Annotated in this window: 25 protein-coding genes and 1 tRNA gene; 22 read left to right on the top strand and 4 right to left on the bottom strand. The window is 42.4% G+C overall.

The window, feature by feature from the left end; genetic code table 11:
* Positions 1 to 103: 103 nt before the first annotated feature.
* The 5 genes from hisD (at position 104) to ahbC (ending at position 5,054) form a co-directional block, all read left to right on the top strand.
* Positions 104 to 1,384: a histidinol dehydrogenase gene (gene hisD / locus BLP52_RS07315; RefSeq protein ID WP_091709830.1), complete on the top strand. Its 1,281-nt coding sequence runs from the start codon at positions 104 to 106 to the stop codon at positions 1,382 to 1,384.
* 103 nt (positions 1,385 to 1,487) lie between these two features.
* Entirely contained in the window at positions 1,488 to 1,886 is a 399-nt protein-coding gene (locus tag BLP52_RS07310; protein WP_091709829.1) for a DUF1699 family protein, read from the top strand.
* Positions 1,887 to 2,134: 248 nt separating this feature from the next.
* Positions 2,135 to 2,902 carry a uroporphyrinogen-III C-methyltransferase gene (gene cobA, locus BLP52_RS07305; RefSeq protein WP_091709828.1) on the top strand — a complete coding sequence of 256 codons (768 nt, stop codon included), beginning with the start codon at positions 2,135 to 2,137 and terminating at the stop codon, positions 2,900 to 2,902.
* Between the two features lie 12 nt (positions 2,903 to 2,914).
* The gene (locus BLP52_RS07300) at positions 2,915 to 3,712 is read left to right on the top strand and encodes a uroporphyrinogen-III synthase (RefSeq protein ID WP_091709827.1); all 798 of its coding nucleotides are present in this window, start codon (positions 2,915 to 2,917) and stop codon (positions 3,710 to 3,712) included.
* Between the two features lie 142 nt (positions 3,713 to 3,854).
* Positions 3,855 to 5,054 carry a 12,18-didecarboxysiroheme deacetylase gene (gene ahbC, locus BLP52_RS07295; RefSeq protein ID WP_091709826.1) on the top strand — a complete coding sequence of 400 codons (1,200 nt, stop codon included), beginning with the start codon at positions 3,855 to 3,857 and terminating at the stop codon, positions 5,052 to 5,054.
* A 238-nt stretch (positions 5,055 to 5,292) separates the two neighbouring features.
* Here ahbC and BLP52_RS07290 read toward each other — a convergent pair whose 3' ends face one another.
* From BLP52_RS07290 to BLP52_RS07280, 3 genes are all read right to left on the bottom strand, one after another.
* On the bottom strand, positions 5,293 to 5,643 hold the full coding sequence (locus BLP52_RS07290; RefSeq protein WP_091709825.1) for a desulfoferrodoxin family protein: 351 nt from the start codon (positions 5,641 to 5,643) through the stop codon (positions 5,293 to 5,295).
* Between the two features lie 68 nt (positions 5,644 to 5,711).
* Positions 5,712 to 6,227 (bottom strand): ferritin, encoded by a 516-nt coding sequence (locus BLP52_RS07285; RefSeq protein ID WP_091709824.1) that lies wholly within the window; start codon positions 6,225 to 6,227, stop codon positions 5,712 to 5,714.
* 54 nt (positions 6,228 to 6,281) lie between these two features.
* A complete protein-coding gene (locus BLP52_RS07280) occupies positions 6,282 to 6,632 on the bottom strand; it encodes a DsrE family protein (RefSeq protein ID WP_091709823.1) in 351 nt (116 codons plus the stop codon).
* Positions 6,633 to 7,224: 592 nt separating this feature from the next.
* On the opposite strand from BLP52_RS07280, the gene BLP52_RS07270 reads away from it, so the two are divergent.
* The 8 genes from BLP52_RS07270 (at position 7,225) to BLP52_RS07240 (ending at position 15,721) form a co-directional block, all read left to right on the top strand.
* Positions 7,225 to 9,816, top strand: coding sequence for a valine--tRNA ligase (locus BLP52_RS07270; protein ID WP_091709821.1), 2,592 nt, complete (start codon positions 7,225 to 7,227; stop codon positions 9,814 to 9,816).
* Positions 9,817 to 10,046: 230 nt separating this feature from the next.
* A complete protein-coding gene (locus BLP52_RS07265; protein ID WP_091709820.1) occupies positions 10,047 to 10,529 on the top strand; it encodes an RNA-binding protein in 483 nt (160 codons plus the stop codon).
* Positions 10,530 to 10,701: 172 nt separating this feature from the next.
* Complete coding sequence (locus BLP52_RS07260; RefSeq protein ID WP_091709819.1) at positions 10,702 to 11,082, top strand: cell division protein SepF; 381 nt, start codon at positions 10,702 to 10,704, stop codon at positions 11,080 to 11,082.
* Positions 11,079 to 11,717 carry a ZPR1 zinc finger domain-containing protein gene (locus tag BLP52_RS07255; RefSeq protein WP_394328631.1) on the top strand — a complete coding sequence of 213 codons (639 nt, stop codon included), beginning with the start codon at positions 11,079 to 11,081 and terminating at the stop codon, positions 11,715 to 11,717. Before BLP52_RS07260 ends, BLP52_RS07255 begins: the two co-directional genes overlap by 4 nt.
* Positions 11,718 to 11,928: 211 nt before the next feature.
* Entirely contained in the window at positions 11,929 to 13,362 is a 1,434-nt protein-coding gene (proS, locus tag BLP52_RS07250; protein ID WP_091709817.1) for a proline--tRNA ligase, read from the top strand.
* A gap of 53 nt (positions 13,363 to 13,415) precedes the next feature.
* The gene (cobT, locus tag BLP52_RS07245; protein WP_091709816.1) at positions 13,416 to 14,492 is read left to right on the top strand and encodes a nicotinate mononucleotide-dependent phosphoribosyltransferase CobT; all 1,077 of its coding nucleotides are present in this window, start codon (positions 13,416 to 13,418) and stop codon (positions 14,490 to 14,492) included.
* Positions 14,493 to 14,561: 69 nt separating this feature from the next.
* A tRNA-Trp gene (locus BLP52_RS14350) sits at positions 14,562 to 14,756 on the top strand.
* 203 nt (positions 14,757 to 14,959) lie between these two features.
* The gene (locus BLP52_RS07240) at positions 14,960 to 15,721 is read left to right on the top strand and encodes a response regulator (protein WP_091709815.1); all 762 of its coding nucleotides are present in this window, start codon (positions 14,960 to 14,962) and stop codon (positions 15,719 to 15,721) included.
* A 44-nt stretch (positions 15,722 to 15,765) separates the two neighbouring features.
* Here BLP52_RS07240 and BLP52_RS07235 read toward each other — a convergent pair whose 3' ends face one another.
* Complete coding sequence (locus BLP52_RS07235; protein ID WP_091709814.1) at positions 15,766 to 16,074, bottom strand: DUF4405 domain-containing protein; 309 nt, start codon at positions 16,072 to 16,074, stop codon at positions 15,766 to 15,768.
* A 230-nt stretch (positions 16,075 to 16,304) separates the two neighbouring features.
* Between BLP52_RS07235 and BLP52_RS07230 the strand changes: the two genes are divergently transcribed.
* The 9 genes from BLP52_RS07230 to rrp42 all read left to right on the top strand — a co-directional run bounded on the left by BLP52_RS07230 (position 16,305) and on the right by rrp42 (position 22,706).
* The gene (locus tag BLP52_RS07230; RefSeq protein WP_091709813.1) at positions 16,305 to 16,895 is read left to right on the top strand and encodes a 50S ribosomal protein L15e; all 591 of its coding nucleotides are present in this window, start codon (positions 16,305 to 16,307) and stop codon (positions 16,893 to 16,895) included.
* On the top strand, positions 16,892 to 17,347 hold the full coding sequence (locus BLP52_RS07225; RefSeq protein WP_091709812.1) for an RNA-binding protein: 456 nt from the start codon (positions 16,892 to 16,894) through the stop codon (positions 17,345 to 17,347). The genes BLP52_RS07230 and BLP52_RS07225 overlap by 4 nt, the downstream gene beginning before the upstream one ends.
* On the top strand, positions 17,340 to 18,077 hold the full coding sequence (rnp3, locus tag BLP52_RS07220; RefSeq protein ID WP_091709811.1) for a ribonuclease P protein component 3: 738 nt from the start codon (positions 17,340 to 17,342) through the stop codon (positions 18,075 to 18,077). The genes BLP52_RS07225 and rnp3 overlap by 8 nt, the downstream gene beginning before the upstream one ends.
* A complete protein-coding gene (locus tag BLP52_RS07215) occupies positions 18,074 to 18,454 on the top strand; it encodes an Rpp14/Pop5 family protein (RefSeq protein ID WP_091709810.1) in 381 nt (126 codons plus the stop codon). The genes rnp3 and BLP52_RS07215 overlap by 4 nt, the downstream gene beginning before the upstream one ends.
* Before the next feature lie 68 nt (positions 18,455 to 18,522).
* The gene (gene psmA / locus BLP52_RS07210; RefSeq protein ID WP_091709809.1) at positions 18,523 to 19,305 is read left to right on the top strand and encodes an archaeal proteasome endopeptidase complex subunit alpha; all 783 of its coding nucleotides are present in this window, start codon (positions 18,523 to 18,525) and stop codon (positions 19,303 to 19,305) included.
* A gap of 25 nt (positions 19,306 to 19,330) precedes the next feature.
* A complete protein-coding gene (locus tag BLP52_RS07205; RefSeq protein ID WP_091709808.1) occupies positions 19,331 to 20,023 on the top strand; it encodes a ribosome assembly factor SBDS in 693 nt (230 codons plus the stop codon).
* A 9-nt stretch (positions 20,024 to 20,032) separates the two neighbouring features.
* Entirely contained in the window at positions 20,033 to 20,809 is a 777-nt protein-coding gene (rrp4, locus tag BLP52_RS07200) for an exosome complex RNA-binding protein Rrp4 (RefSeq protein WP_091709807.1), read from the top strand.
* A gap of 52 nt (positions 20,810 to 20,861) precedes the next feature.
* Positions 20,862 to 21,914 carry an exosome complex exonuclease Rrp41 gene (gene rrp41 / locus BLP52_RS07195; RefSeq protein WP_091709806.1) on the top strand — a complete coding sequence of 351 codons (1,053 nt, stop codon included), beginning with the start codon at positions 20,862 to 20,864 and terminating at the stop codon, positions 21,912 to 21,914.
* 9 nt (positions 21,915 to 21,923) lie between these two features.
* Positions 21,924 to 22,706 (top strand): exosome complex protein Rrp42, encoded by a 783-nt coding sequence (gene rrp42 / locus BLP52_RS07190; protein ID WP_202905740.1) that lies wholly within the window; start codon positions 21,924 to 21,926, stop codon positions 22,704 to 22,706.
* Positions 22,707 to 22,724 lie beyond the last annotated feature (18 nt).

Raw genomic sequence — 22,724 nt, 5'->3', positions numbered from 1 at the left:
GGTTCTAAGCGTTATATATGATGAACAGGTATATGCATCAGAAAATAATCATTATCTTTAAACACATCATTACTAACAATTCACATACCTCAGGGGAAATACTATGCTTTACAAGAAACTATCCGAACTTACAGATGAAGAAAAGAACAAACTGATAGGACGTGGTGGCGGAGATCTTGCAAATGTTGAAGATACAGTTGCAGCTATCCTTGAAGATGTAAAGCATAATGGCGATGCAGCCCTGCGTGAATATACTAAGAAGTTCGATGGTGCTGATATAGAGGCTATTGAGGTCACAAAGGAAGAGATCGATGAGGCTGCGGCAAGCATTGATCTTGAACTTATGAAGCATCTTGAGTTCGCTGCAGGCAACATCCGCAGGTTCCATGAAGCTCAGATGCCACAAAAGACATGGTTCATTGAAGTCTCACCGGGAATCGAACTTGGACAGAAATTCACAGCCCTTGAAAGTGTTGGGGCCTATGTGCCTGGTGGAAGAGCATCATATCCTTCCACAGCTCTAATGACCATAGTTCCCGCAAAAGTTGCCGGTGTTAAGAATGTGGTAATGTGTACTCCATCTGGCAAGGATGGAAAGGTTAATCCATTGACACTTGCGGCGGCAAAAGTTGCGGGAGCAGATCATGTTTATAAGATAGGTGGCGTGCAGGCAGTTGCCGGTATGGCATACGGTACTGAAACCGTCATGAAGGTTGACAAGATAGTTGGTCCGGGTAATGTTTTTGTAACATCTGCAAAGATGCAGGTAAGGGACATGGCTGAGATCGATTTCCCCGCCGGGCCAAGTGAAGTGCTCATCATAGCTGATGATTCATGCAATGCCAGGATGGCAGCTTCAGACATGATCGCCCAGGCGGAGCATGATCCTAATGCAGTATCTGTTATTGTAACAACTTCTGAGAAACTTGCCGCAGATGTCAAGGCTGAGGTACTTAAACAGGCAGAAGAAACTCTCAGGACGGAGATAGTTAATACTTCCCTTGCAAATGCCGCTATTCTTGTAACGGACTCAATGGAAGAATGTATAAAGTTCTCAAATGAATTTGCACCTGAGCACCTTGAGATCATGGTTGAGAACGATGATGAGGTTCTTGAGGGGATCGAACATGCAGGTTCTATATTTGTGGGCAACTATGCGCCTGTTCCTGTTGGTGACTATGCATCAGGTACTAATCACGTATTGCCAACTGCAGGTTATGCAAGGATTTACTCAGGGCTTAATCTTGCACACTTTATGAAGTCTGCAAGTATTCAGAGAATCAGTAAGAAGGGACTTGAAACTTTGAAAGATTCTGTAATTGCTCTTGCTGAAAAAGAGGGTCTGCAGGCACATGCAGATTCTATAAGAACCAGGTTTGAATAATATACCTTCATATTTTTTTATTTTCTAAATCGGTAATTATTTAAAAGGTGAGCACATACATTATTTTAATAAGTTCTCAACGAACTGGAGGTGAGGGAGACTTATGAAAATAAGAGTTGTAAGCTCGCGAGAGGAGATACCACACCTGAATCCAGGTGAGAAGGTGATTCATCTTGCTTTCAGACCATCGAACAAGGATATTTTTTCACTGGTCCAGACATGTCCTAAAGTGGAAGTTATCCAGATTCCGAGTTCTTACAGACGTACAGTCTCAAAGTCCATCGAGATGTTCATGCAAATGCAAGGTATTAAGCTCATAGAAGGCGATGTCTGGGGCCACAGGAAAGACATAAACGAATATTATAGTATCGCTCCGGCGCTGCTTGATAAGATCAAAGAGCTTAAATCAGAAGGCATGTCTGATGAGAATATAGTAAGTAAACTTGAGCGTGAAGGTAAGTTAAACAAAGAAATGTTGTTCTACATATTGAGCAAAAAATAAATTGTTAGGGTTGGAAAAGGTGCGGTATCTAACGGTACGGCACTCTATTTATATTTATTTTATATTTAATAAGATTTGCTTTGTATTTTTTAAATCTTTTTATCACATTGGTTTTGTTTTATCTACTGGGTTTCGCTTTTTTGAATACTTATAAAGTTACCTTGTTTTGCATCTTATCAAGACGATGCATATTTATAACTTGGTAAGTTCATTACCATTCTGATAAAGATTAAGAGGATCTCACTAACATGGCCCAGAAATATGGTAAAGTCTATTTAGTTGGTTCAGGCCCGGGTGACCCGGAATTATTGACCATTAAGGCACGCAGGTTACTTGATACAACTGAAGTCGTGGTATACGATCAGCTTCCGGGTAAGGCGATAATAGATTCTATTCCTGACAGTGCTGAAAAGATCGATGCAGGTAAGCATGCAGGTGATCATACCCTCACACAGGACGAGATCAATGCTGTTATCATCCAGAAAGCAAAGGAAGGAAAGGATGTGCTGCGCCTCAAAGGTGGCGATCCTTACATGTTTGGCCGTGGCGGAGAAGAGGCCGAGGAACTCATTGCAGAAGGAATTGAGTTTGAGGTTGTTCCAGGTATCACATCAGCCGTGGCAGTTCCGGCATATGCGGGCATTCCTGTGACCCACAGGGATCATGCATCAATGGTGACTTTCATCACAGGCCACGAAGACCCGACAAAAGAGGAAACAGCTCTTGACTGGGAAACACTTGCAAAGTTCGATGGTACCATTGTCATTTTCATGGGCGTCAAAATGCTTGGCAGAAATGTCGGTGAACTTATGAAATTCGGCAAGGATCCAAAAACACCTGTTGCTCTTATTGAAAAAGGCACAAGACCTGACCAGCGTGTAACCGTTGGTGTTCTTGAGAATATCGCAGAAGTCGCAAAGGAGAGAGGTGTAAAGGCACCTGCAATTACCATAATTGGTAACGTTGTATCATTGCACGATATTCTTGGAGAGCAGGTCTCAAATTATTTTGATTAGAAGGTGTTATCTTTGACAGAAAAGTCCAAAAGACCTGTACTTGCTATAATGAGACCCAAACGTTACCTGAAAGATTCTGTGGAACTTGCAAAAGATATGGGTTTTGAACCGCTTGCAGTTCCAATGATCGAACTTGAGGGCATGAAGGATGAGTTCTTCGATGGCTTTGTTGAAAGGGTAATGGCAGGAAAATCGGATTATGTGATTTTTACAAGTGCAAATGGCATAGATTTCACACTGGATAAGATTCCTGCCGATGAGCATGAAAAATTCATTGCTGCCCTCAATTCTACAAAAGTAATCGCTATCGGACCGACTACGTGCAAGGCACTGGATGATATGGGCATAAATGTACTTGGCATGCCGGGAGTTTATAGTTCAGAAGGTCTTGTGGAATATCTCTGTTCCGATGTTAAGGGTAAGGTCATCGATACTGCAAGAAGTTTCTATGGTTCTACTCTATTGATAGATGGTTTGAAAAGCTGTGGGGCCGAAATTCATGAGACTAATGTCTATACCCTGACAAAACCTGATGGGCAGGAGCAGGCAGAATTCATACGTAAGGTGCTTGCAGGTGAAGTTGATGTTTTTGCATTTACAAGTTCTATGATGGTGCGTAACTTCTTTGAGCATGCCACCGACCAGGTCACAAAAAGCGACGTGATTGGAATTATGAATAAGTCCGTTGTTGCTGCTATTGGTGAGCCAACCGCTCAGACAATTGAAAGCTATGGTGTAAGGGTATCAGTAACTCCGGGAAAGTTCACATTCGAAGAGATTCTCAAGAAAGTTATGGATACGTTAAACTAGCATTTCCACTTTTTCTTTTTTTTTGATTGTTTTTATAGTACTTCTTCCAGTCTATCTACCATAGATGTAATATAGGATGATGGTATAGGAGTTTCGCATATAATAGAACAATCTTCTTTTATCTTTTATTCGGAGTCCGAAAATGATAGGAATTTCAAAACTTTATTGTAGAACTGTGGAGCCCTCGGACGCGCTCAGGTACGGGCGTGATTCTAAAAAACTCCCATCACACCTGCTCCAGTTCTCAAAGGATAAAAAGCCAGTAGTAGTCTGGAATGTCACCCAGCGCTGCAACCTTCGCTGTGTCCATTGTTATGCTCATTCAAAAGACATGGAATACAAAAATGAACTGTCCACTGAAGAAGGTAAAGGTCTCATAGACGACCTTGCAGATTTCGGTTGTCCTGTGATATTGTTCTCAGGTGGAGAACCTCTCATGAGGAAAGACCTGCCTGAGCTTGCAGGCTATGCACGTTCAAAGGGTATCAGGGCTGTAATTTCAACAAACGGTACTATGATCACAGAAGAGATGGCAAAGAAGCTCAAAGATATCGGTCTTTCCTATGTAGGTATCTCTCTTGACGGCATGAGAGATACAAATGATAAGTTCCGTGGCATTGAAGGCTCTTTTGATAAAGCTCTCCAGGGTCTGCACAACTGCCAGAAGGAAGGTATAAAGGTGGGACTGAGGTTTACCATCAATCGCCATAATGTCCATGATATCCCTGCAATATTTGAACTGATGGAAAAGGAGAATATTCCTCGTATCTGTTTCTATCACCTTGTATATTCAGGTCGTGGCTCTGAAATGGTTAACGAGGATCTAAGTCTTGAGGAAAGCCGCAAGACTGTTGACCTGCTAATGGACAAGACAAAAGAACTTCATGCAAAAGGTCTGAAAGCTGAGGTTCTAACTGTGGATAACCACTGTGATGGCCCATACATCTACATGCGCCTTCTGAAAGAGGATCCGCAAAGGGCTGCGGAAGTTCTTGAACTATTGAACATGAACAGGGGCAATTCTACCGGAATTGGTTTTGGATGTGTTTCATGGGACGGTTCCGTGCATCCTGACCAGTTCTGGAGACATTACACATTTGGCAATGTAAGAGAGCGCAAGTTCAGTGAGATCTGGAGAGATACCAGTGATGAACTCATGGCAGGACTAAAAGACCGTAAGCCTCTGATAAAGGAAAAAGCTGACAGGTGTGCACACTGCAAATGGTTCGATGTCTGTAATGGAAACTTCCGTGTAAGGGCAGAAGCTATCTATGGTAACACCTGGGCAGACGATCCTGCATGTTATCTTACCAAGGAAGAGATAGGTTACAACGATTCTTAAGTAACCTTTTTTCTCTTATGCATGCATGTAGGGTAATACATAATTCAATATGATCATTGCCATAATGCCGACTATGATGGCAAGGAATGCAAATTTCCCAATAAGTTTTTTGATCACAGTTGTCCCTCTTTTTCTTTCAACTCAGTTGCACGATGCTTTTAATGAAAGATGGGAATGGACAAATATAAAAAAGATGTGGCGACTGATGCCACAAATGATAATTTTTTCTTTTGAACGTTCAAACTTCAATACAGTTCTTCCACACGCCGTGGATGTTACAGTATTCAAGTGCACAGAAAGCCTTGAAGTCGTCAATGTTGTTTACGTGGAATGAAGCTGTAGGTTCTGTGTGAACAGGTTCGAAGTTCATTCTTCCAAAGTCGACAGTTTTTCCATCTTTAGTAACACCGTAAAGTTCGACCCATTCGATATGGTGCTCAACAGTGTTCGGATGTTTTACTTCCTTCCCGACAGTTACACGTACAAAGTCTGCCTTTGCCTGTCCATGTCCTCTGATAATGTCTATCTCAGGGACGTGCTTCTCTTTACCCTCAACTTCCTTTCCTTTCAGTACTTCTTCAAATTCCATTTGTCTCACCTTTTACTCATATTGTTATGTTTTTGATAACATTAAGTTTGTACAACGATATTTAGTTCTTATTCCTCTGATGCAGCAGGTGGTGTGAACACCCTTGCCAGGAGTTCTTTGTCAAGCATATAGAGACCGTTCCCATCGCTGCCTATAAGCTTGAGCTTTGCAATAAGTTCATTGTCATTTGCTTCTTCCTCGATCTGTTCTGTTACGAACCACTGGAGGAATATCTGTGTGGCGTAGTCCTTTTCTTCATTTGCCAGGGTTACAAGATCGTAGATTGATTTTGTGATGAACTGTTCATGTTTGAGGGTTGCTTCAAACATCTCTAACGGAGTTCCAAAGCTTTCCGGTGGTTTTTCTATTGCTTCAAGAACAACTTTTCCGCCCTGATCATTCACATAGTCATATATCTTCATTGCATGGGTCATTTCTTCCTGATACTGTACCATGAACCAGTTGGCAAAACCGTCAAGCCCTTCATATGTGCAGTGAGCTGACATATCCATGTAAAGATATGCGGAATATATCTCTTTGTTGATCTGCCCGTTGAGGGCTGCTATCATCTTTTCACTTAACATTTACAATCTCCGTTCTTAATGTTGTTTCACTATCTGTTCTGATATATGTATAAATCAAATTACGATTATCTCGTAACCATCATTCATATAGCGAGCCATACTTGGATGTCCGAACATTTCATCGCATAGCGGAAGTTCCTGATGTTTAGCACTTTCAAGGCTTTTCATCTTTGATGCACATGCTCTGCATACACAGTCTATAAGTCCCGCATCCTTTGCTTTGAGGTATAGCGCAGTAAATGGTTTCTTCCCATCTTCTGCCTCCTTCACAAGTCGGGTTGCAGAACCTTCGATTATAAGCTTCACATCATAGCCTTTATCTTTCATATCAAGTGTATTCATCAAGGAATGGATGAAACACATCTCCTCTCCGTTAAAAGCAAAAATAGCTACTTTTCTGGTCATTATATCACCGGATTAACCCTTTTGCTTCCCCTTCATACAATTGAAGAGATTTCTATAAAGTGTTTTCGGTTTCCTGATATTTATATTCAAAATACGGAGGTACCACGGTTGCGATGTAATATGGATTTTGATTGATGATTATTTGTGCATTTTTTCGTGTAGTTATGTACATTAGGAAAACAAAATAGTAAAATTGATATACTAAATTCCCCTCACAATTGGTGGCTTGTCCTTTCGCACATAACCGGGCAGAATATAGGGCATATGTTCCAGGCGGTATCATCACCCATTCGTCAAGGAAATGTTTGCTTTCGATCGTACACCAATGACCTCTTGCCCTGGAGTTTTCTGCAAGATACTCTTTGTGCAAGGGCAGCCTCTTTTTAGTAAAGTAAGATACTTATCAAGTTCCTTCCGGTTCTTATTAATGCTCTTATCCGCATGCTCCGGTGTTCCGGGTCTAACCAGATAATTTAAATAATCTTACACCACTTAGGATAAAAACACAATCAATACATTCAATGAATTGACTAATTTCACATAATATCAAATACATTAAATTATGTTTTATCGCATTTACCGGAGAGTCACAATGACAATTCCTAAAGAATATGACCCACACATAATAGAGCCTAAATGGCGCGATTCATGGGATATGTCCATGTATCACTTTGACTGGAAAGACAACAGCAGGCCCCAGTTCATCATTGATACTCCACCGCCATATCCTACCGGAAATTTCCATATCGGTAACTCCCTTAACTGGTGTTACATCGATTTTGTTGCAAGATACAAGCGTATGTGCGGGTTCAATGTGATGTTCCCACAGGGCTGGGATTGTCACGGTCTTCCTACAGAAGTAAAGGTCGAAGAGATCCATGGCATCACAAAGAATGAGGTTCCAAGAGAAGAGTTCAGGAATATGTGCCGTGAGCTCACAGTTGGTAACATCGAGAAGATGAGACAGACAATGCTGAATCTTGGTTTCTCCACAGACTGGAGCAATGAGTTTGTGACAATGGAGCCTGAGTATTATTCCAAGACCCAGAGGTCTTTCAGGCAGATGTATGATATGGATCGTCTCTATCAGTCCGAGCACCCTGTGAACTGGTGTCCAAGATGTGAAACTGCTATTGCTTTTGCAGAAGTTGAGTATGATGCAAGGGAAACAAAGCTCAATTTCCTGCATTTCGATGGTCTTGAGATAGCAACCACAAGACCGGAATTACTTGCAGCCTGTGTTGCAGTTGTGATAAATCCTGAGGATGAGCGTTACAAACAGCACATTGGTTCAACTGTAAAAGTACCGCTCTTTGGCCACGAAGTAAAGGTAATTGGCGATGAAGCAGTAGACCCAACATTTGGTACAGGTGTTGTTATGATCTGTACTTTCGGTGACAAGCAGGATGTCAGATGGTGGCTGGAGCATGGTCTTCCACTGCGCAAGGCAATTGACAAGCAGGGTCTTATGACCGAAATTGCAGGCAAGTACAAGGGAATGACAATTCCTGAATGTAAGCAGGCAATTATCGAAGACCTCAAAAGTGAAGGCTATCTCTATGAGCAGAAATCACTTGATCAGAATGTTGGTATGTGCTGGAGATGCAGCACTCCTATTGAGATCCTTTCAGAACGTCAGTGGTTCATTAAAATACCTAATGATGAGATTGCAACGGCAGCAAATGAAATAGAGTGGCTGCCAGAGTACATGAAGGTCAGGCTTGACAACTGGAACAACACCATGGAATGGGACTGGTGTATATCCCGCCAGAGACTTTTCGCAACCCCGATCCCTGTATGGTATTGTAAGGAATGTGGTGAAACAATGGTTGCCAGGGAAGAGTGGATGCCAATCGATCCAACAACACAGCAGCCACCAGAAGCCTGTAAATGTGGATGCACAGAATTCGAGGCAGAAGAGGATGTTCTGGATACATGGATGGACTCATCAATAACAGCACTGCATGTTTCCGGCTGGCTCACAGACCACGAAATGAGACTTCCTACACAGCTTCGTCCACAGGGTCATGATATTATCAGGACATGGGCATTCTATACAATTCTCAGGTCAATGGCAATCCGGGGCAAGAGGCCATGGGATGCAATTCTCATTAACGGTATGGTTCTTGGTGAGGACGGACACAAGATGAGTAAGTCACTTGGCAATGTCATTTCACCGGAAGAAGTAATTAAGGATTATAGTGCTGACTCTTTCAGGCAGTGGGCTGCAATTGGTGGTTCACCAGGCTCAGACGTAATGTTCCGCTGGAAAGATGTCGTTTCAGCATCAAGGTTCTTCGCCAAGATGTGGAGCATTTACAGGTTCAGCATGTCCCATCTTGAGGACTACGAGCACAGTGAAATTGATGTTTCAGAGCTTAAAATTGTTGATAAATGGCTTCTTAGCAATCTCAACAGGCTCATAGCTTCAGTAACGGATTCAATGGAAAAATACCAGTTCGATGAAGCTTTCAAGGCTGTAAGAGGTTTCACATGGGATGTACTTGCAGACAACTATATTGAGCTTGTAAAGGCACGTCTCTATGGTGAGGATGAAGCTGGAAAGAAGGCAGCAAGATACACTTTGTATGTGGCAATTGATGCGCTTTCACGCATGCTTGCACCATTCGCTCCGTTCTTTGCAGAGGAAATGTTCTCACGCATAGGTAAAGACAGTGTTCATGTTCAGGCATGGCCTGATGTTTGTGATTCACTTATCAATGAAGATGTAGAAAAATCCGGTGAGTTCATCAAAGAAATCGCAAGTAATGTCAGACGCTACAAGTCTGAGCACGGAATGGCATTGAACGCTCCTCTTGAGAAGATAGAGATATATGGAAGCCTTGATGACCTGACAGACGTACTTGGAGCTACCAATTCTCCAGTAGAGATGATCGACGGTGAACCTGACTTTGAGCACGTACCTGTTAATGTCAAACCAAATATGGGTATGATCGGTCCAAAATTCAGGGGACAGGCTAAGGCAATTATCAATGCACTTACAGAAGCAAATCCAAAGAAGATCGCAGATGAGGTTGCAAGTGGTAAGGTCATTGTTGAGGTAGATGGCCAGACAATTGAGCTTGAACCTGAATGCGTTGAGATCGAGAAAGAGGTAGTTTCTGCAGGAAGGGCTGTGGATGTTCTTGACATCAGCGGAGTTCCTGTTGTAATTATCAGGTAATATGGAAGGTGATGTCGGTAGGTAATCGACAATCTCAGGAATATCTTGCAAATACTATTTCAGGATGCTTTATGTGTTTCACATAACTCTTTTAAAGCATCCTTTACTTACTTTAGTAATATATCTAGCAGAATTAGTGGAATTACTAATAGGAATAAAAATAGTATCAACTACAAGATTATTAACGAAAAACAATCCAAATCAAAATATTTTATCTGACAGGTGATCAGTTGAAAATTAAGTCCAGGGTACAGTTAAGGAAATCTGCAAAGAATCAGCTTTTAAGTGATATCACTTCTGTTTTTGGTGATGCTTCAAAAAAACTGGAAAAAAGCAAGTTTGAAACAGCAAACATAGATGATCTTTCCCTAATACTGGTTGACGGGGAACCTTTGCTTTTCCAGATCGATGAATTCTACTTCCCGACAGTAAAGGGAGTACTGAAACTTGGCCTGATGAAGAATGTGGTAACTGTAGATTCAGGTGCTGTTCGTTTTGTGGTTAATGGTGCTGATATTATGTGTCCTGGCATAGTTGCTGCAGATGATAATATTCAGGAAGGCGATCCGGTTATCATTATTGAGGAAGCCCACAGCAAACCTCTTGCGATCGGGACTGCATTGATACCGGGCGCTGAGATGACAGGAAACACTGGAAAGGGTGTAAAATCCATTCATTACGTAGGCGATAAGCTCTGGAATCTGGACATCTAAAAGAAATCATTAAAATAGGATGAGATTGAATATAAATATCAGAATACCAGTAACTAAAATAACAGCAGTAGATAATACTGATCATGGTCCGGTATATGCAATCCATTCCGGTAACATTTTAAGTATTAGTGCTATTAATATAACAGTGTTTTTGAATACATGAGGGCGAATTATGGCAAATATTGTTAACAAATTGTTTGGTGGCAGCAGCAAAAGCTCAACCACTGAGGATGAGTATACTGAACTTGACCTTACCAAGTATGAAGAGGTAATGGATGACGAGCCTGCAGAGACTTACATCCGTGTTGCAGAACTCACAAACCTCAATGAGCTGACCGCACTCAAAAAAGAGATCTATGATGGTAACATCGTAATGATAGACATTTCAAACATCAAGGTTGATAAGTTATTACTTGACCGTGCTTTGAAGGATCTCAAAGAAGTAGTAATGGATGTTCATGGCGATATAGCCGGTATCAAGGAAGACCAGGTTCTTGTAACTCCAACAGGTATCAAGATCGACAGGTCAAAGATAATTGGTGGCAGATATTGAGCGAAAACGACTCCTGTCAGAAATTTGTAACTAGGACTTCATGTCCTCTCTGCCATGAAGAGCTGATCATCAGCTGGCAGAGTGATGAAATTCCTTATTTTGGTGAGGTAATGTACATCACTGCGGCATGCGATTGCAGTTTCAGATTTGCTGACACTCTAATTCTTACTCAGAAAGAACCAATGCGCTATGAGTTGCTGGTAGAGGATCTTGAGGATCTCAACAGCAGGGTAGTACGATCGACTTCAGGTACCATAAGGATACCTGAGCTTGGAATTGATGTTGAACCTGGTTCCATATCTGAATCATACATAACCAATATCGAGGGTATACTTGACAGGATTCTCAATGTTGTTATAACAGCAACCAAATGGTGCGAGGATGATGAAGAAAAGCAATTGCATGGTCTTGAAATTCAGAATATTCTTAGGGACGCAATTGAAGGGCAAAGGCAAATAACCGTTGTCATAGAGGATCCTTTCGGTAATAGTGCAATTATTTCTGAAAAGGTCAAGTCATGTGTACTTGCTCCTGAAGAGGCTGGTAATCTTAAAACAGGTATGATCGTCTTTGATACCAGCTCCTCTGAAATGGAACTGGATGCCAGCGATTCAGAGCACCGTCTGACTGATTGAAGTCTGGCTGTTCAAAGATTCCACTTTAGTTTTTTTAAAATCTTGTCTATCCGGAAAATCTAATATTATCCGGATAATTGTTTTTATACCTGATTTTATAATTCCATGTCATTAGTGACATCTGTCTCTGTCCGGTTATGAAAGGAAATGGCTATAAGCAATGTATTAGTTATTGTAGCCAAATCAAGTATGAAACTTATAAGGTGAATAAATGGCAGAGCAAGAAAAAGATGCTGCACTTCCTTCTAAAGAGAATTTCAGTGAATGGTATAACGATCTGCTCTTAAAGGGCGAGATCATGGATGTACGTTATCCTGTAAAGGGACTTTATGTGTGGTTCCCATTTGGATTTAACATCAGAAGAAATGTTTATGATATCATGCGCAGGCTTCTTGATAAAGATCATCAGGAAACCATGTTTCCACTTCTTATTCCTGAAAATGAGTTCATGAAAGAAGCAGAGCACATCAAAGGATTTGAAGATGAGGTTTACTGGGTAACTCATGGTGGTCTGACCCCCCTCGATGTGAAACTTGCACTCCGTCCAACCAGTGAGACTGCTATCTATCCAATGTACAAGCTCTGGATAAGGTCACATGCGGACATGCCACTTAAGCTCTATCAGATAGTCAACACTTTCAGATATGAGACAAAACACACACGTCCTCTTATAAGACTTCGTGAGATCACTTCTTTTAAAGAGGCTCATACAGTCCATGCTACATGGGATGATGCGGCAGCCCAGGTTGATGAAGCTATCAGGATCTACACTGATTTCTATCGTCAGCTTGCTGTTCCTGTACTTGCGTCCAAAAGACCAGACTGGGACAAGTTCCCAGGTGCAGATTATACAATAGCTACTGATGCACTGATGCCAGATGGAAAGACGCTTCAGGTAGGTACTGCTCACCACCTTGGTGACAATTTTGCGAAGACATTCGATATAACTTATGAGAATGCTGAAGGAGAACAGGTCTATGCCCACCAGACATGTTATGGAGTTTCCGAGCGTTCCATAGCTGCTCTCATTTCCATCCACGGAGATGACAAGGGTCTTGTTCTTCCACCAGCAATTGCTCCTGTTCAGGTTGTAATAATTCCTATCATTTTCAAGAAAGCTGAAGGTGTCCTTGAAGCTTGTGAAGATCTCATGAGTAAACTCGAGGCAGTGGGAATTCGCGTCAAAATGGATGCAAGTGACGACCGTCCGGGTGCCAAGTATTACAAGTGGGAAATGAAAGGTGTGCCTGTAAGACTTGAACTTGGTCCAAGGGATCTCAAGAACAATGCAGCCATGCTTGTACGCCGTGATACCGGAGAGAAACAGCAGTTTTCCCTGGATACTATTGTTGATGACGTGTCTTCAATGCTTGATGATATTCATGATTCACTATACGAAAAGGCAAAGGAAAGTGTCTATTCACGTGTTTTTGATTGTGAGGACCTTGATGATGTCAAAGAGAATCTTCCAAAAGGTATTGCAAAGATCTTCTGGTGTGGTAACAAGGAATGTGGCCTGAAACTGGAAGATGATATTGGTGCAGGAATACTTGGAATACCAACTGATCAGGAAGAATGTAAGGGGAAGTGTCCGGTATGTGGCGCAGATGCTGAAACCAAAGTATATGTTGCAAGGACATATTGAGTCAATCCGGAAAAAGTCATATACTCCCTGTAAAATACATCTAGGCGATTGGTATGGATACGTTATCAACTGAAAAAGTCCGGTTACCTGAAAAACCGTTGTTCGTCTGTGTTCTTGGAAATACGGAGACTGCATATATCGAAGGTCTTTCCGCAGCAGGAAAGACTGCTAAACTGACAGACTACACGCCTGCCGGTGATGCAGAGGTTCTTGAGACAGGAACTATTATTGATATTCCTATCTTACCTATGACGCCTCCATATGATACGCCTACTCCTGCACTCATTACACGTGCAGCTCTTTCGATAACAGGTGTTCCTCATATATTCGTTAATTCAGGTCTGAAGGTCCTTCCGTCTAAACAGGTTCCTCTTGTAGATATCGGAGGAAAGCCAGGTGATGATATCAGAAATCCTGTTGCTGTGCATAATGTACAGGAGGCTTTTGATAACGCTTTCAAACTTGGGGAGAAGCTTTCAAAGGAACACGACTTTGTCATGATAGGTGAAAGCATCCCTGCCGGAACCACCACTGCAAATGCATTACTGCAGGCACTTGGTTATGATGGAAATGTTAGCAGCAGTTCCGATGCAAATCCTCTGACCCTTAAAAAAGAGGTTGTGAAGGAGGCCCTTTCATCGTCAGGGATCACATTTGGTTCTCTGCGTGATGATCCGCTTAAAGCAATAGCTTCTGTAGGTGATCCTATGATGGTTGCAGTTGCGGGAATTACTGCAGGTCTTGGCGATACTCCTGTAGTCCTTGCAGGAGGTACCCAGATGGCCTCGATATTTGCTGCCATAAAAAACATGGGCTATCCAACTGATAATATTAAGATAGTTACCACAAGTTATGTGGTTCGTGATGAATCTGCCAATTTTGTGGATCTGATGGCTGAGATTGGTGCAAATTATGAAGGAGCTGATCCTGAATTTGGTAAGTCTTCTTTTAAGGGTCTGCAGCAATATGAGGTCGGCTTTGTGAAAGAAGGTGTCGGCGCAGGTGGAGGAATCTACCTCACGGCCATGTATGGTTATTCAATGGAAGAGTTGCGCTCAAAGATAGAGCAACTCTGCGATGAACTGTGCAAATTCGGGGATCTTGCCCGAGTTGCCGGTGAAGATATATAAGCGTAGATGTGTAGTACCGCTAAATATATCTTTGATAAGATGTATTCAGGGGATACTACCCGAATTTATGGGGTTGTGGCCTAGCCCGGCATGGCGATGGGCTCCAGCGGATAAATGATGAACAACGGGTCTACTGAGACTAACCCGACGGGGTTGGTTTGTGAGGAGCCGTTGGAGCACTGATATGTGCTCATGAGAACATGGCTGTTTTTTCAGCTGTTCGGAGAGACCCGTCGATCGTGAGTTCGAATCTCACCAACCCCATCTATCTTCTCTTTTTAGAAGCCCTAATGCAGGGCGAGTAACTCTTTCTATGCCTAAACTATATATGTAGATAGAACTATATAATTAATAGTAAAGTTTAAAATAATTTTACTAATATAATGTAACAAGATTGGAAGGTTACCATTAAATTTATATTGCAATGTATTTATTTAATTCACGTGTAAAAAGGGAGCCTATGATTCATGCACCACAGGGATAAAGTACTCATTGTTGACGACGAGCAGGCTATAGTAGAGCTAATGGGACTTTACCTTAAATCTGATTATGATGTTATTCCTGCATATAGTGGGCAGGAGGCACTGGATAAGGTAAAGGCCGAAAAGCCGGATATTATTCTGCTTGATGTGATGATGCCTGATATGAATGGGTATGAGGTATGCAGGGTTTTAAAGACTTCCGTAGAGACCCAGTTCCTGCCAGTGGTGATGGTTACCGCATTATCCGGAAAGGATGACCGTATAAAGGGTATCGAGGTTGGTGCGGATGAGTTCCTTGGTAAACCTGTAAATCGTCTTGAACTTGTGACCCGGGTGAAATCACTCCTGCGTATAAAACACCTTCAAGATAAGGTTCTTGCAGAGAGGAACGAGGCAATGAACTATCTTGATATTGCCGGTTTTGTTGTTTTTGTGCTTGACGGTGATATGAAGATAAATCTCGTGAACCGCAAAGGTAACGAAGTATTGGGTTACGATGAGTTCGAGCTCATTGGTCATGATTTTGTCAAGTTCCTTGTACCTGAAGAGAAATGTACAGAACTTCAGGATGAGTTAACTAAGATCATCTCCGGTGAATCGGAGCCACCGGAATTTGCCGAGCACGTTGTACTTGCAAAAGATGGAAAAGAAATCCCTATGCGCTGGTATGATGTTGTCCTTATGGATGACGATGGTGAAATTACAGGTATACTGCGTTCAGGGGAAGATCTAAGTAAATTTGAGTGATTTGAATATCGCTTATTTGAAATTATTTGAATCTGAGCATTTGTTTAAATATTTATGATTTCACACTCTGTGTCTTTTTGGTCTTCTTCTTTTTTGAACAAATTCCTTGTCATGCAACACATCCATCTTTTATGCAGAACAAAATGAAGGCCTGTGAATAATGTTAGCAAAATGGCAGATCTGTTGTGAACCAGTGTCCATGTTGCTTTGGTAATTCCTATGAATTCCTGATATCTTCCCTGTCGTACTCCTGAAGGGATAGCAAGGTATAATACAAAACCTGTAATGGCAACTATTATGAATAATACTGTCAGCAAGATATCGATGTAGTAGTTCAGTTTTGATCTGTTCATTTTTTTTCCTCTGAAAAATGGTTTTTACTTATACTGAACTGACTTTATATAAATTTACATTAGTCCTGTGGAAATTTGTATTTTTATATCTGAATTGTGCAAAGGTTTAAATTCAATTGGGCTAAGTAGTAGTCCTGTTTCATTGTCGGGATTAGTCCCGTGGGAATGTAGCTTTTGTAAATCTTAAAAGCTGAACCGTGAAACTAGAAATGAAACTTAGGTGAACAAATTTGTCAAAATCATATTACGCATACGTAAGGGACGCATGGAAAGACCCGGACAACACATATGTCCGTGAACTTAGGTGGGAAAGGCTCCAGGAATGGAGAAAAGAGGGATCTGTAACAAAGATCAGGCGTCCAACTCGTATTGACCGTGCCCGCTCCCTTGGATACAAGGCAAAGCAGGGTATCGTTGTAGCTCGTGTAAAGGTGCGCAGAGGAGGTCTTAGAAAGGCCAGATATATCCGTGGAAGGCGTACACAGCGCATGGGTAAGAACAAGATCACTGGTGGAATGAGCATTCAGAGAATCGCTGAACAGCGTGCTGACAGGAAATTCCCTAACATGGAAGTTCTCAACTCCTACTGGGTAGGCGACGACGGTAAATCCAAGTGGTACGAGGTTATCCTTGTAGATCCAAGCCACCCTGTAATTAAGAGTGACAAGAACCTCAACTGGATCTGTAACAACACTCACAAGGGACGTGCACAGCGCGGTAAGACCAGCGCAGGCCGCAAGGGCAGAGGTATGATGACCCGTGGAACCGGTACTGAAAAGACCAGGCCAAGCCTGAGATCCAACCTTAACAGAGGTAAGTGATCCACTATATCAACTTGCGCGTGATCGCGCACTCAACTGAGGATCTTTCCAGGGTACGAGGTGCCCTGGACTTATTTTTACGGAATGCCACTGGCATGTCCGACGATGATGTTACCGATGAACTTGTAGACGTAACTGATATTGAAGGTCACTATGGTAATCCGTCTGTGATGCTCAGTTCGCAGATCTCACGCAAATCGGATTCTGTACGACTTGCCAGGTTTATCAGGGAAAACATGAGCCCTGGAGATGTAGAGAACCTGCGCAGTGAAATGCCTGACAGGCTAGACGATGATCAGTTATTCCATATGAGGTTTGACAAACAAGCGGCTTTTCTGGGGAAACTGTTACTGAGTTCATCGTCCGATGCCATTACTGTTAAAGTGAAAATAGCCACTTATCCGAAGAACCGTGTTCAGGCGGGGCTGATAGTGGAGGAATTATTTGGCTAGATCTGTTTTTTATGATCTGAATGTTTACTCTGCGCCAGAAGGTAGAAACACGATCGAAGAAATGGCTGCCTTTTCTTCCAGGCTGGAATTTGGTGGAATTGCTATTACCAATCCCTCCGATAGCTGTCATCTGGAAAAGGCAACGAAGATCGGTGATCTTGAAGTTTTCAGTGGTGTTGAGATCAGAGTAGATAATCCTTCCCGCTTACACGGAATGGTGGGAAAATACCGTAAAAACACCGATGTTATAGTTGTACGCGGTGGTAGTGAGAATATAAACCGTGCAGCCGTTGAGAACTCCAATGTGGACATTCTTTGTGGTTTTGGATCAATGAAGGATAATGGTCTGAATCATGTTCTTGCAAAGTCTGCAAGTGACAATAATGTCGCAATTTCATTCGATCTTGGTGAAGTCATCATCCAGCGCGGAGGAAGAAGGGTCAGGACTTTGTCCAATTTCAGAAAAGATCTGGCACTTGTCCGTAAATATGATGTTCCATTTATTCTTACATCCAACGCAAGATCCTGCTATGATCTGCGAGCACCAAGGGAATTAATGGCTCTTGCAGGACTTTTTGGTATGACAAAAGAGGAAGCTGTTTATGGCTTGTCCACCACTCCTGAAAACATAATCTCAGGGAATCGTCCTTCTTCAAAATATGTGTTTGAGGGTGTCGAGATCGTAGATCGTATGCCCGGGGATGTTACAGGTGAAGGTGATGGTCAATGAAGATTCTTCCGCCAACCATGCGGGAAAATAAGCGGTATCTTGCTTTTGAGCTTATAGCTGAGGAGAATTCACTGGTTAGCAGGGACGAACTTATCCGGGAGATATTCTCAGCTTCTGGAAGCCTTCTTGGTGATCTTGGTTCGAGCGAGTGCAATATCTGGCTTTTTGCCTTTGATGATAATAAGGGCGTAATAAGCTGTGATCGTGATCATGTTTCACAGACACGGGCTGTTCTGGCCACCATTACAAATGTAAAAGGAAAAAGAGTTCTTATTCATGTTCTCGGAGTTTCAGGTACTGTTCTTGGTGCAACAAAAAAGTATTTAGAGGGTGTCGGTATATTTAACCCCGAAGAACAGTCACATATAAATGAGTAGAGAGCGTATTTCAGTTAGTTATCGTATATATTCTGTTATTTATAAATAAATCAGGAGATGAAGTGAAGATGCAAATGACGCCACAGATGGGGTATGATCGAGCCATCACAGTTTTTAGTCCTGACGGACGTCTCTTCCAGGTAGAATATGCAAGAGAAGCAGTTAAAAGAGGCACAACCGCAGCCGGTGTAAAAGCAAAGAATGGTGTGGTATTGCTTGTAGACAAAAGGATCACAAGCAGATTGATAGAAGCAGAATCAATTGAGAAGATCTTCCAGATAGATGACCACATAGGTGTTGCCACTTCAGGACTCGTAGCTGATGCCCGTGCTCTTGTCGACAGGGCAAGGGTCGAAGCACAGATAAATATGGTCTCATACGACGAACCAATAGGTGTCGAAGTTATTGCCAAGAAGATCTGTGATCACAAGCAGACATACACACAATACGGTGGTGTCCGTCCATATGGTACGGCTCTTCTTATCGCAGGAGTCGACGATTCACGTCCACGTCTCTTTGAGAGTGACCCAAGCGGGGCATTGCTGGAATATAAGGCAACTGCAATCGGTGCTGGAAGAAATGCTTTCATGGAGATATTTGAGGCAGATTATCAGGAAGATATGGACATTGATGCTGCAATCATGCTTGGAATGAAGGCCCTTTACAAATCAACAGAAGGGAAAGTTGATGCAGCTACCCTTGAGCTTGGTGTTGTAACCCTTGATGATCGTCAGTTCAGGAAGCTTTCTGAAGAGGAAGTTGCTGGTTTTGTCTCAAGAGTTCGTGACGAGCTCAAGGACGAAGTGAAAGAAGAAAATGAAAACTCTGAAAGCGAGGAATCAGAGGAATAATTAGCAATCATTGGAGTGAACTAACATGGTATCTCTTGATGAGTCTGTCATTGCAAGGCTCAAGAAAGGTAAGCATCAGTTCGAGGTTTTAGTTGAACCTGAAGGTGCTTTTTCACTGAAAAGAGGCGATGATGTCAATATTGAGGACATCATTGCTGTAGAATCAGTATTTACTGACGCTGCGCAAGGAGACCATGCCGGAGAATCTGAGCTTGTAAGTGCTTTTGAAACTAACAATATCATGGATGTTGCCAGGCAGATCATATTGCATGGTGAACTCCAGCTCACAAAAGAGCAAAGAAAGCAGATTCTGGAGGAGAAGACCAGGCAGGTCATAACAATTATTGCACAAAATGCTATAAACCCCCAGACAAGGGCGCCCCATCCTCCTGCCAGAATTGAAAAGGCGATGGAAGAGGCAAAGATTCACATCGATCCCTTGAAAGGTGTTGATGAGCAGGTTAATATTGTAATGAAAGCTATTCGTCCGATAATACCTATAAGGTTTGAAGAGGTCGATGTAGCTGTAAGGATTCCGGCTGAATATGCGGCAAAATCCTATGGTGAAATTGCCGGCTTTGCAACCCTTGTAAAGAATGAATGGCAGAATGACGGTTCATGGGTAGCCGTGATCAAAATGCCTGCTGGGCTGCAGAATGATTTCTATGGCCTTGTGAATCATCTTACAAAAGGTGATGCTGAAACTAAATTATTATGAGGCCCCATAATGGAACGTGAAATTGTAATTCCTGGACAACTTTTGTCTGAAAACAAGACTGATTCCGGTCCTGGTACGTATGTAAAGGACGGAAAAGTCTATTCACTTTTATACGGAGTTAAGAACGCCAAGAACAAGATATCAGTTATTCCTTTTTCTGGAAAATATATTCCTTCTTCCAGGGATTACGTTATTGGTACTGTTATAGAGGTAACACCCTCTAACTGGATATTTGATATTGGATCGCCATATGACGGATTGTTGCACGTGTCTGAATATCCAAGGCGTGTGGAGCAGGAAAAAATGGCGGAGTACATGGGTATAGGCTCATCAGCCTTACTTCGTGTGAAAGATGTAAGTTCATCCATGAAGGTCGAATTGACCATGAGAGAACGTGGTCTGAGACTTCTCGACAAGGGTCGTGTTATTGAAGTAACTCCTACGAAGGTTCCTCGTATCATAGGGCATGGTGGTTCTATGGTATCAATGCTTAAGAAAGAGACTAATTGTGAGGTATTCGTAGGCCAGAACGGAAGAATATGGATAAAAGGAAAAGATAGTGAAATGGACCTTCTTACAGAGGCTATTGAGCTTATAATGAAACATTCTCACACATCAGGATTGACTGATAGGATCTCTCTTTTTTTGAAAGGTGAGGATGAATTTGTTTCAGAGAAGGATGAAGCTGTTTTTGAAGAAGATCTCACAGAAGATACGGAAGACGAAAGTGAGATAAGGGAAGATACCTACCGAAAAGTGGATGCTCTTTTGGAAGATGATGATTGACCAGAGTGACTCTTTTTGATCAGGGAGAATGTGTGAACATTGGAGAATTAATATGAGTGATAAACCTGAAAAGTTCATTGATGAAAATGGATTACGTCTGGATGGCAGGCGTGTTGATGAGATCAGGCCAATGAAAATGGAGATAGGTGTACTCTCCAGGGCTGATGGTTCATGTTATTTAGAATGGGGTAAGAACAAGGTACTTGCGGCTGTTTACGGCCCAAGGGAACTTCACCCAAGAAGATTGCAGAAAGCTGATTCTGCACTGATTAGATACCGTTATAATATGGCAGCTTTTTCTGTAGAGGATCGTATAAGACCAGGTCCAAGCAGAAGAAGTATTGAGATATCAAAGGTAAGCCGTGAGGCATTTGAGCCTGTTGTACTTACTCACCTTTATCCTGGTGCAGTAATTGATGTTTTTGCTGAGGTACTCCAGGCCGATGCAGGTACAAGAACTGCAGCTATCAATGCGGCATGTATGGCTCTTGCTGATGCAGGTATTCCTATGAAGGGACTTGTTTCTGCATGTGCAGTAGGAAAGGTTGACGGTCAGCTTGTGCTTGACCTTAACAAGCCTGAAGACAACTATGGTGATGCTGACATCCCAATGGCTATGACCTCCGACGGCGAGATAACACTTGTCCAGATGGACGGTGACGTTACTCCGGAAGAGTTCAAACAGGCAATTGAGATGTGTAAGGAAGGATGTCGTCAGATAATGGAATTACAGAAAGAGACTCTCAAAAACAAGTTCACAAAACTTGAAGATGTAGAGATATCTGACGATGAGGAAGAAGTTGATGTTTCTGCCCTTGTGGAATCCACTCTTGAACCATCCGGTGATGATGTTGAAGGTGAGGAAGAGTCTGAAGACAAATCCGACGATGATGCTGATCAGGAAGAAGAGGTTGAAGATGCTGGCGAGGATTCAGTTGATGAACCTGGGCCTGAATCTGAGGACGACGAAGATGAAGACCTAGATTCCGTAGAATCTCATTCTGATTTCGAAGCTGTCGAGATGGTAGAGGATTTTGAAGAGTCTTTCACTGATGTGGATGAAGAGGATGCCACTGAAGATGAAGATGATGAAGAGAAGGCCTGAGGTGAGATCATGGGCAATCAAGTAATGTCAGTACTTAAGAAAGATTATATTTACAACCTTATGCTCAAAGGTCAGCGTTCTGATGGGCGTGCTTTTGATGAGATAAGGGATATTGAGATCAGGACTAACGTTATAGAAAAGGCAGAAGGATCTGCCTGGATAAAGATGGGCGGTACTGAGATCCTTGTAGGAGTAAAACTACAGGTAGGTACACCTTTCCCGGATTCTGCAGATCAAGGTGTCATTATCACAAGTATGGAACTAAATCCAATAGCTTCTCCTGATTTTGAGGCTGGTCCTCCAAAAGAGAATGCCATTGAAATGGCCCGTGTCACTGACAGGGGAATCCGTGAATCAGGCGCAATTGATTTAAATAAGTTGTGTATTACGGAGGGAGAAGAAGTCTGGATGGTATTCATCGATATCCATGTTCTCAATAATGAAGGGAACATTCAGGATGTATCCTCTCTGGGTGCAATAGCTGCCCTTCTGACTGCCGTTGTTCCTGGTGAACGCGAAGGCCGTGGTGAGGATATGCCAATGCCTATAAGGGATATGCCCATTTCAGTTACGCTGGTAGACATCGGCGGTGAGATGATGATTGACCCTGCTCTTGATGAAGAAACTGTTTGTGACACCCGCATAACCATTGTTTCAAATCAGGATGGCTCTATATCAGGTATGCAGAAGAGTGGTGATGGCGCACTTACTGAGGAAAAGCTGTTAAAGGCTGTGTCACTTGCCTGCCAGAAAGCATCTGAGCTCAGGGAAGCTCACCTGTTGAATATCTGATCAGAATATCAATATCAT

Source organism: Methanolobus vulcani (assembly GCF_900100715.1).
Taxonomy (GTDB): Archaea; Halobacteriota; Methanosarcinia; order Methanosarcinales; family Methanosarcinaceae; genus Methanolobus; species Methanolobus vulcani.
The sequence above is the reverse complement of the archived record's forward strand: the minus strand, read 5'-3'. Positions and strand labels throughout refer to the sequence as shown.